At 65.3% G+C, this 9,471-nt stretch carries 8 protein-coding genes; 2 read left to right on the top strand and 6 right to left on the bottom strand.

All coding sequences use genetic code 11. The features are described from left to right. Nucleotides 1-92 precede the first annotated feature (92 nt). From cydX to Y88_RS12695, 3 genes are read right to left on the bottom strand one after another with little or no spacing between them, the layout of a single operon-like run. Nucleotides 93-203, bottom strand: a complete 111-nt coding sequence (cydX, locus tag Y88_RS18995) for a cytochrome bd-I oxidase subunit CydX (protein WP_018075500.1) — start codon at nucleotides 201-203, stop codon at nucleotides 93-95. 12 nt (nucleotides 204-215) lie between these two features. Beyond that, the gene (cydB, locus tag Y88_RS12700; protein WP_018075501.1) at nucleotides 216-1,364 is read right to left on the bottom strand and encodes a cytochrome d ubiquinol oxidase subunit II; all 1,149 of its coding nucleotides are present in this window, start codon (nucleotides 1,362-1,364) and stop codon (nucleotides 216-218) included. Nucleotides 1,365-1,378: 14 nt separating this feature from the next. Beyond that, nucleotides 1,379-2,944, bottom strand: a complete 1,566-nt coding sequence (locus Y88_RS12695) for a cytochrome ubiquinol oxidase subunit I (protein ID WP_008069903.1) — start codon at nucleotides 2,942-2,944, stop codon at nucleotides 1,379-1,381. 323 nt (nucleotides 2,945-3,267) lie between these two features. Between Y88_RS12695 and Y88_RS12690 the strand changes: the two genes are divergently transcribed. Further along, on the top strand, nucleotides 3,268-4,680 hold the full coding sequence (locus Y88_RS12690) for an ATP-binding cassette domain-containing protein (RefSeq protein ID WP_008069902.1): 1,413 nt from the start codon (nucleotides 3,268-3,270) through the stop codon (nucleotides 4,678-4,680). Beyond that, nucleotides 4,677-6,257, top strand: a complete 1,581-nt coding sequence (locus Y88_RS12685; RefSeq protein WP_008069900.1) for an ATP-binding cassette domain-containing protein — start codon at nucleotides 4,677-4,679, stop codon at nucleotides 6,255-6,257. The genes Y88_RS12690 and Y88_RS12685 overlap by 4 nt, the downstream gene beginning before the upstream one ends. Here the strand turns inward: Y88_RS12685 and Y88_RS12680 are convergent. From Y88_RS12680 to Y88_RS12670, 3 genes are all read right to left on the bottom strand, one after another. Next, a complete protein-coding gene (locus Y88_RS12680) occupies nucleotides 6,242-6,709 on the bottom strand; it encodes an ArsR/SmtB family transcription factor (protein WP_018075502.1) in 468 nt (155 codons plus the stop codon). The two genes, Y88_RS12685 and Y88_RS12680, sit on opposite strands and share 16 nt — an antisense overlap. Further along, nucleotides 6,706-7,362 (bottom strand): peroxiredoxin, encoded by a 657-nt coding sequence (locus Y88_RS12675; RefSeq protein ID WP_008069897.1) that lies wholly within the window; start codon nucleotides 7,360-7,362, stop codon nucleotides 6,706-6,708. Before Y88_RS12675 ends, Y88_RS12680 begins: the two co-directional genes overlap by 4 nt. Nucleotides 7,363-7,508: 146 nt before the next feature. After that, nucleotides 7,509-9,461 carry a TonB-dependent receptor plug domain-containing protein gene (locus tag Y88_RS12670; protein ID WP_008069896.1) on the bottom strand — a complete coding sequence of 651 codons (1,953 nt, stop codon included), beginning with the start codon at nucleotides 9,459-9,461 and terminating at the stop codon, nucleotides 7,509-7,511. Nucleotides 9,462-9,471 lie beyond the last annotated feature (10 nt).

Genomic DNA, 9,471 nt, shown 5'->3' with positions numbered 1-9,471 from the left:
CGACGACGACGACGGCGGGGGCTTTTTTCTTGGGGTGTCTGATGCCGCCTGTCGGGAATTCCGGCACTGCCGGAATTCCCGATCAGACCGATTCAGTGCGCCGCGTCGTCATCCGCAGGCGAATTGAATTCATGCCACAGGCCGTTGATGATGCCGAAACCGACAGCAAGGCCGACACCGAGAATCCAGGAAAAGTACCACATCTTGGCCTCCTGTCAGTAAAAGTCGGGGCTGGTGCGCACGTCCTTGATCGTCAGGCGGCCCGAAAGCGCCTTGATGACCCAGGCCGTGTAACCGAGCACGATGGGAAGGAAGATAATCGTCACCACCAGCATGATGAACAGGGTGACATGGCTCGAAGAGGCATTCCACACCGTCAGGCTGGAGCGCGGGTCGATCGTCGAGGGCAGGATGTAAGGGAACATCGAGAGACCCACGGTCGAGATGATCCCGGTCGTTGCGATCGACGTCCCGGCAAAGTTCAGCCAGCCGCGACGGCCCGAAATCCCCGCCAGCGCCATCAGCGAACCGGCAATGCCCAGAACCGGGGCAATCCACATCCACGGATGCGCGCCATAGTTGTCGAGCCATGCGCCCGGAGCCGAAACACTCGCCGACATCAGCGGGTTCGACGGGCCAGAGGTATCGACCACACCGGTCAGACGCATGCCCATGTGACCCTTGGCCACCATGACACCACCCAGGATGAAGAGGACGATGCTGGCAAGAGCGGCAACGCGGGCAATGCCGCGAGCGCGGGCCAGAACCGGGCCTTCCTCGATCTTGACCGCGAGGAAACCGGCCCCGTGCAGCGCCAGCATGGCGACCGAGAGGAGACCTGCAACCAGCGTGAACGGCGTGAAGAGACCGAGCAGCGAACCTTCGTAAGTCATGCGCAGGTCGCTATCGAGACGGAACGGCGCGCCTTCGATGGCATTGCCGACCGCAACGCCGAAGACCAGCGCGGGAACGAGACCGCCGACGAACAGCGCCCAGTCCCAGCGATTGCGCCAGGCCGCATCGGTATGCTTGGAGCGATACTTGAACGCGACCGGACGCAGGATCAGCGACGCGAGCACGAGGAAGATCGCAAGGTAGAAGCCCGAGAAGCTGATCGCATAGACGAAGGGCCAGGCAGCGAAGATGGCGCCGCCGCCCAGGATCAGCCACACCTGGTGGCCTTCCCAGTGCGGAGCGACCGCGTTGATCGCAAGGCGACGTTCTTCGTCGGTGCGTCCCACGAAAGGCAGCAGCGCGGCAACGCCAAGGTCGTACCCGTCGGTGAGGGCAAAACCGATCAGCAGCACGCCGAGCAGCACCCACCAGATCAGGCGCAAGGTTTCATAATCGAGTGGCATATGCATGGGATCTGTCTCCCTTATTCGGCGGGCAGCGGTGCGAAGGGGCCTTCGTGGGCCACTTCATCCGGCGCGTGTTCAACCGGACCCTTGCGGATCGAGGCGAGCATCAGGCGCACTTCGATCACGGCCAGCGAACCGTAAAGCGCGGTGAAACCGATGATCGTTGCCCAGACCTGCGGCACGGTCAGCGAGGAAGCGCCCAGGAACGTCGGCAGCACACCGTCCACGGACCAGGGCTGACGACCGATTTCGGCAACCATCCAGCCGAATTCGATAGCAATCCAGGGAAGCGGCAGCATGAACGTCGCCAGACGCAGGAACCAGTTGCGACGGAACCCGCAAGCCGAAGCACACCAGAACGCAGCAGCGAAGTAAGCGATGAAGAGGAAGCCGATCCCGGCCATGATACGGAACAGGAAGAACAGCACCGGCACATTGGGAATGGTGTCGGCAGCAGCCTTCATGATCTGTTCGTTGGTGGCCTGACGCGGATCGGAGACATAGCGCTTGAGCAGCAGGGCATAGCCGATGTCACGCTTGTGTTCTTCGAAGACGGCACGGGCGGCGACGTCGTTGCGATTGACCTTGAGCTTCTGAACCGCGTCATAGGCGATGACGCCGCTACGGATGCGGCTATCGGCGCGAAGGACGAGATCCTCAATGCCGTCGATCTTGCCGGTCAGGCTGCGCGTCCCGATCAGGCCCATGACATAGGGCACTTCAACCGCGAAATGCGTCGTGCGCGCCTGAATGTCGGGCAGGCCGAACACGGTGATCGCGGCAGGCGCTTCCTCGGTCTTCCACATCGCCTCGATCGCGGCGAGCTTCATCTTCTGGTTGTCGGTCAGAGTATAACCGCTTTCGTCACCCAGCACGACGACCGAGAGAGAAGCCGCCAGACCGAAAGCGGACGCGACCATCATCGAGCGACGGGCGACATTGGTCCACTTGCCACGCAGCAGGTAATAGGCCGAAACGCCCATGACGAACGTGGCGGCGCAGACATAGCCCGCGCTGACGGTGTGAACGAACTTGGCCTGGGCAACAGGGTTGAACAGCACGTCGCCGAAGTTCGAGACTTCCATGCGCATCGTGTCGGGATTGAACGTCGCGCCGACCGGGTTCTGCATCCAGCCGTTGGCGATCAGGATCCACAGTGCCGACAGGTTGGTCCCGAGCGCGACCAGGAACGTCACGAGCAGGTGCTGTACCCGACCCAGCTTGTCCCAGCCGAAGAACATCACCCCGACCATCGTGGCTTCGAGGAAGAAGGCCATCAGCCCCTCGATCGCCAGCGGCGCGCCGAAGATGTCGCCGACATAATGGGCATAATAGGCCCAGTTCATGCCGAACTCGAATTCCATGGTGAGGCCGGTGGCGACCCCGAGCACGAAATTGATGCCGAACAGCTTGCCCCAGAAGCGGGTGATCACCCGCCAGATCGGCCGCTTGGTGATGACATAGATGCTCTCCATGATCACCAGCATGAAGGAGAGACCAAGCGTTAGCGGAACAAAGAGAAAGTGGTAGAGCGCGGTCAGTGCAAACTGTAACCGCGAAAGTTCGATAACCGCCATGTCCATGGGGCAGGTTCCCTTGATTCAGGCGCCGGGGAGCGCCAACGACCACAGGCAACCGGCACGGATCAGCAGACCGAGTCGCTTGCCATTTGTACAATTCACTAATATGATATTTTTATAATATGTTCAACCCATCCGACCCTTTCCGGACCATTCGCCCAGACGCAAGCGCAACCATGTGGTGGATGGCGGACTGCCTGGGCGCGGTCCTCTTCGCCGGCGGCCTTGCACACCTCATCGGTGGCAACATTGCTTTTCATCAAATAGATACCATAGGGGCAAGCCTTCTTTTAGGAGGAGGGCTCCTGCGCGGCCTGGTACAGGCAATGGCCCGTGTGCGGGGCACAATCGCCTCGGTTGCAGTGCAAAAAAAACTTCGCCACGCGCTTGTCCCGCGCCTGTTGCCCAGCCGGGTCGCACGTGGCCGCATGGTCGGCGAAGACATGCATCTGGCCATTGACTCCGTCGCCGCGACCGAAGGACACGTCGCCCGCTTCATGCCCCTGCGCATGGCGGCGGGGCTCTCCCCGCTGATCATCGCGCTCTGCGCCGCCCCGGCGAGCTATGTCTCGGCGGGGATCATGATGGCGACGCTGCCGCCCTTCATCGTCGGAATGATCCTGGCCGGAGGCGCCGCCGCGCGCCGGGCCGAGGCACAGCACGTCGCCCTCAGCCGCCTGTCGGGCCTTTTCGTCGATCGCGTGCGCACGCTGCCCACGATCCTTGCCTTTTCGGGCGAAGAACGCATCGCCCGTCATCTGGGCGAAGCAGCCCGCGAAGTGGCGCGGCGGACCATGGCCGTGCTCGCCATCGCCTTTGCCTCCAGCGCCATTCTCGAATTCTTTGCCGCGCTCTCGGTCGCGCTGGTCGCGGTCTATTGCGGCTTCTCGCTGCTCGGCCTGTTGCCGTTCCCGGCGCCGGAACACCTGACGCTCGCCCGCGCCTTTTTCGTGCTGGCGCTGGCGCCGGAATTCTACATCGGCCTGCGCCGTCTTGCCGCCGCCTATCACGACAAGCAGCAGGGCGAAGCCGCCATCGCCGCCATGGTTGCAGAGCAGGACAAGGTTCCCGAACTCGCCCCGCAGATTGCCGCCCCGCGCGTCTGGAGCGGACGCGGCGTCATCCTGACGCACGACAGCGGGGATCAGACCCCGGAAGGCGGAAACGCGCGCATCGGTCCGCTCGACTGGGACTGGGACAGCCCCGGCCTTCATGTCGTGACCGGCCCGACCGGCAGCGGCAAGACGTCGCTGTTGACCGCCCTGATCGGTCAGGTCGCGATCGTCGGCGGCACGATCACTGCCGACGGCGCGCCCTTCGCCCCCGGCTCGACCAACGACGCCGTGGGCTGGGCAGGCCAGTCGGTCGCACTGCTGCCCGAAACGCTGCGCGCCAATCTCGCGTTCGGCTCGGCTGACGACGCGACCATGCGCGCTTGCCTCGACGCACTCGGCCTTGGCCCGATGCTGGAACGGCGCGGCGGCCTCGACCTCGTACTCGATCACAAGGGTTCGGGGCTTTCGGGCGGGGAACGGCGGCGAATCGGCCTTGCCCGCGCGATCCTGTCCGGGCGCCCGGTGCTGCTGCTCGACGAACCGACCGCCGACCTTGACGAAGGCAGCGCGGCCATGGTGCGCGCGGTTCTGCGCGATCTTGCCGCCGATCGCCTCGTCATTGCCGCCACCCACGACGACGCTCTCGTCGCGGCGGCCCGCTCCGTCACGAAAGTCCTGCCATGATCGCCCTGCTCGTCACGCCGTTGCGCGCCCAGCGCCGCTGGCTGCGCCTGGCCGTGCTCTGCGCGGTACTGGCGGCATTTGCCGGTGTCGGCCTGCTCGCGGTTTCGGGCTGGTTCCTCGCCGGAGCCGCCCTTGCCGGAACCGGCGGCATCGTCGCGGTTCAGGCTTTCAATTACCTGTTGCCCAGCGCCGCCATCCGCGCGGCGGCGATCACCCGGACGGGCGCGCGCCACGGCGAACGCCTGCTCGGCCATCGCGCCGCGCTCCATGCCCTCGCCGAAGTGCGCACCACTCTGTTCGGGCAAGTCGCGCGCGCCGCCCTTGGCGGCCATGACGCCGGACGCAGCGGGCTTGTCGCCAATCGCCTCGGCCGCGATGTCGACGCGCTCGAGGACGCTGTCATCCGCCGCGTCGCTGCCGCAGGCGCCGGCGCAGGCGCTCTGGCCGGTCTTGCCGGAACGGTTGCACTGGGATGGCAGGCCGTGCCGGTCATGCTCGCCGCACTCGTCCTCATGCGCCTTGTCGGGCGCGGCATGGCTGCCCGGATGATCCCGGCGGCCAGCGCCCGCACGGCGGCGGCCCATGCCGACATGCAGGCCGATTATGCCGACATCGCAGGGCCCGCTGCCGACATCGCCGTCTACGGCCTTGGCCCCGCCATGACGGCCGCGCTCGATGCGACAGCCGCCCGGCGGGACGAGGCCGCCCTCGCCATTGCCCGCGCCGAAGCCGCGATCACCGCCACGCAGACCGCGATTGCCGCCGTCACCTTGACCGTGCTGGCACTCGTCGCCCATGTCAGTGCGCCCCTGCTCGCGCTCGGCTTGCTGGCAGCAGCCGCGGGCCTCGAAACCTGGGCCGGTCTCGTTGCCACCGACTTGCGGCGGCATCAGGTCGAACAGGCCGAGGAACGTCTGCTCGAACTCGGCCGCGACAGCGACCGCGTGGCTCCTCCGGCCCACCTGACGGCCAACCCCGCCCTCTCGATCGCCGGACGCACCTTCGCGCCCGGCACCCGGCTGCGGATCGGCGGCCCTTCGGGTGCAGGGAAAACGCGGCTGGTCGAAACGCTGGTCGGCCTGCGCGGCGACGCGCCGCAGGACCTCGCCGTCGACGGGAAAGACCCGCGCGGCCTCGGCCTTGGCGCGCTGCGGTCGATCTTTTCGCTCGCCGGACAGGATGTTCCGCTGATCGCGGGCAGCATCGCCGACAACCTGCGGCTTGCCCGTCCGGGCACGAATGAGGACGAAATGTGGGCCGCGCTGCGCATCGCCTGCATCGACGATGTCGTGCGCACCATGGCAGGCGGACTCGACGAATGGCTCGGCGGCGAAGGCGCCCGCCTGTCGGGAGGACAGAAGCGGCGGCTCGTCCTTGCCCGCGCGCTCTTGGCCGAACGCCCGTGGCTGGTTCTCGACGAGCCGAGCGAAGGGCTCGATGCTGCAACCGAGGCCCTGCTCGTCGAACGCCTGCGGGGCTGGCTCGACACCACCGGCGCCGGACTGGTGCTGGTCAGCCACCGGCCTGCGATGTCCGCGCTCGCCACCCAGGTGGTGGAGGTTCAGCCCCTGGGCTGAACCTGCGCGAACATGGCCGCCGTGATCTGTCCGGCGGACTGGCTCACCGGCGCAACGGGAGCGGAAGACCCCGCCCCCTCCGCCGGTTGTCCGGGAACCAATGAGACCGTCTTGCTCCCGGCGAGCTGCGCCAGAGCCTGAGCCACCTCCAGCATCTTGTCAGCCACCAACGTATAGAAAACCTGCTTTGCCTCGCGCCGCGAGCGGACCAGTCCTGCCCGACGCAACATCGCCAGTTGTTGGCTGATCAACGAAGCGCCTTGCGCGGTCTGGGCCACCAGATCGCCGACCGGATGCTCCCCCGTCGCCAGAAGGCTGAGGATCTGAAACCGCAAGGGATGCCCGATCAACCGCAAGGTCTCGATCAGGGGATCGACAACGCCACCCGTGCCTCCACCTGCCGCGCCACCGCCCGCCGTGCCACTGCCTGCATCAACTGCCGCTGCGCTCATTCGGCAGGCCCCGTGCGGAAGAACCAGCTGGTCGAGCGATCGGACGCAAGCACTTCGTCGGCAGTGAAATCGGGGGGCAGCAGCACCGGGTCGCCCGGCTGCCAGCCTTCAGGCGTCATCACCGGCTCGCTCGCCGTCCGCTGCAACGCGGCCACGGTGCGCAACATTTCGGCGACCGAGCGGCCAACCGTGATCGGATAGACCGTGCTTGCGACCAGAGTTCCCTCCGGATCGATGAAACAGACCGCACGCACCGAACTCGAATGATTCTCGCCATATCCGGCCATGCCGAACGCCCGCGCGATTTCGAGCGTGGGGTCCTCCACGATCGGAAACGGAATGGTCACACCCAGATCGTCGCGGATCGCCCGCAACCACGCGAGATGGGAAAACAGACTGTCGACCGAATGACCGAGCAGGCTGCACCCCAGTTCCTCGAACTGGTCTGCCGCACGCGCGAAGGCGATGAATTCGCTGGTACAGACCGGCGTGAAATCGGCCGGGTGCGAAAAGAACAAGAGCCAGCGCCCGCGATAGTCGGACAGGCGCACCATGCCGTGCGTGCTGCGAGCCGTGAAGTCGGGAACGGGATCGCCGATCCGGAGCGGTGTCCAGGCGGAAGTCGGCGCCGTTGCCATATCAGGGTTGTCCATCCTCGTTTCCTGAGGCGCGCATAGGCCGCACCAAAGATAACCTTATCAAATGCAGATAGTGATAAATTGACCCCAATCAAGAAAAAGGCGCGCAAGCCTCGGGGCCGCGCGCCTTCCTTGTTGGTAAAGCGAGGAAACTTGCAGGCTCAGAAATGCCCGCGCAGGCCCAGCCATGCCGTGCGGCCCAGCGAATTGTAGCCCAGTGCTGTCTGGTAATGGCGATCGGCCACGTTCTCGACCCGGCCGAAAATGACGAGACCACGCGGCGCCCGATATTCCATGCGCAGATCAGCCAGAACATAACCGGGCAGGACCGTGCCGGAATAGGTGCTGTCGAGACTTGCCCCGGCCCAGCGCACCGCGACACTGGGTGTCAGGCCGAACGGCATGTCGATCCCGACGGTCATGTTGGCCATGTGACGGGGCACGCGCGGCAATTGCTGCCCATAGGTCGAAGCGCCCTCGGTGCGATCCTCGGTCATGACGATGCTGTAATTGCCGTCGGCAAAGAGCGCCCCGGTGCGCAAGGCGCCGGTCAGTTCCAGCCCCCGCGTCCGCGCCGCGCCGACATTGGCGTAATAGCCGAAGCGGGTCGAAGTCGTGCCCGGAACATAGCAGATCGCCGGTTGCGTGCCGCTGTAAGGGCAATAGGCAAAGGTGATGAGATTGGTGCTGTTGCGCTCGTACCAGGCCGCCCCCAGCGTGATCGCCTTGTGGAACAGACTGCGCGAGGCGCCCACTTCCCAACCTTTGGCCTTTTCCGGACGCAGCCCGGAAACGCCGTAGTCGCTGAACATCTGGTAGAGCGAAGGCGCCTTGAACCCTTGGTCATAGGTCGCACGCAGGACGGTCGTGCCACCGTCGGGGGTATAGGCACCCCCGGCGCTGAACACCGTATTGCCGCCGAAGAGATCGTTGTGGTCATACCGGACCCCGCCGCTGATCGTCAGGCCCCGGACCGGCATGACCCGCGCGGTGGCATAGAGGCTGTTGATCGCATTGGTGTGCTCGACCATGGCGAAGGGCACGGTGTCATAGGGACTGCCGGCCGCCATGCGCTCTTCCTCGCGCTCGGCCCCGACGACAAGGTCGAGAACCCGCGAAATCGCCAGATCGCCCTGATATTCGTAACGACGGATGCGCCCGTGCCCGACATACGTCAGCGAAGGCACCGCCATCGGCTCCACGCTTTCGTTGTCGGTATGGTTTTCCATGATCGCCAGGCGGCTTTTCCAAAGCCCGTCGAAGGCCGAGACGTTGAGCCCGGCATAGAGCGACCACTGCTTCGACAGACCGTAATCCCCGCCATAGATCGTGCCGGGAACGTTGTAGTTGTCGGAATAGCTGTTGCGCCCGCCCGTCCAGTACCCGCGCAAGTCGAGCGAAACGTCATGGCTGATATGCACCGTGACCGTGCCGCTCGCCGCCTGACGCTGATATCCGTTCGAGGTCGTGCCGCCTTCGAGCGTCGGGATCCCCTGCGTGGTGAAGGCCGATCCGGAAATGCGCCAGTCGATGATCGAACTGCTTCCACCCAGCCCGGCATGGGCATTGACCGACTGATGCGAGCCCGCCTCGACCGAAACGCTGCCTTCGAGCGGGCGGGTCGGGGCAAGCGTCGTCACATTGACGATCCCGCCGATCGCCCGCGATCCCCACAGGATCGACTGTGGCCCGCGCAGGATCTCGATATGCGAAATATCGTCGGTAAAGAGCTGCGAAAAATCGAAGCCGCCGGTCGTCGAGGTCGCGTCGGCCATGCGCATGCCATCGACCACCACCACCGTCTGCCCGGTATCGGCCCCACGAATGCGCAGGCTGGTCGCTTCGCCATAGCCGCCGTTGCGCGCGAGCGTAATGCCGGGGGTGCGCAACAGGATGTCGCTCACCGCGACGGGCTGGGCCGCCTCGATCGCGGGCGCGTCGAGCACGGTGACGCTGGAGGCGACCTTTTCGATCTCGATGGGCGTGCGCATCGACGTGACGACGATCTCGCCACTGTCGCCGGCGTCGGCAGCATGGGCCGCCCCGGCAAGGCCCAGCACGGATGGGACAACAAGGGCGAGAAATTCGGAAAGCGTAAAACGGGACTGCTTCATGGGCGGTTTC

It is taken from the genome of Novosphingobium nitrogenifigens DSM 19370 (assembly GCF_000192575.1).
Classification (GTDB): domain Bacteria; phylum Pseudomonadota; class Alphaproteobacteria; order Sphingomonadales; family Sphingomonadaceae; genus Novosphingobium; species Novosphingobium nitrogenifigens.
The sequence above is the reverse complement of the archived record's forward strand: the minus strand, read 5'-3'. Positions and strand labels throughout refer to the sequence as shown.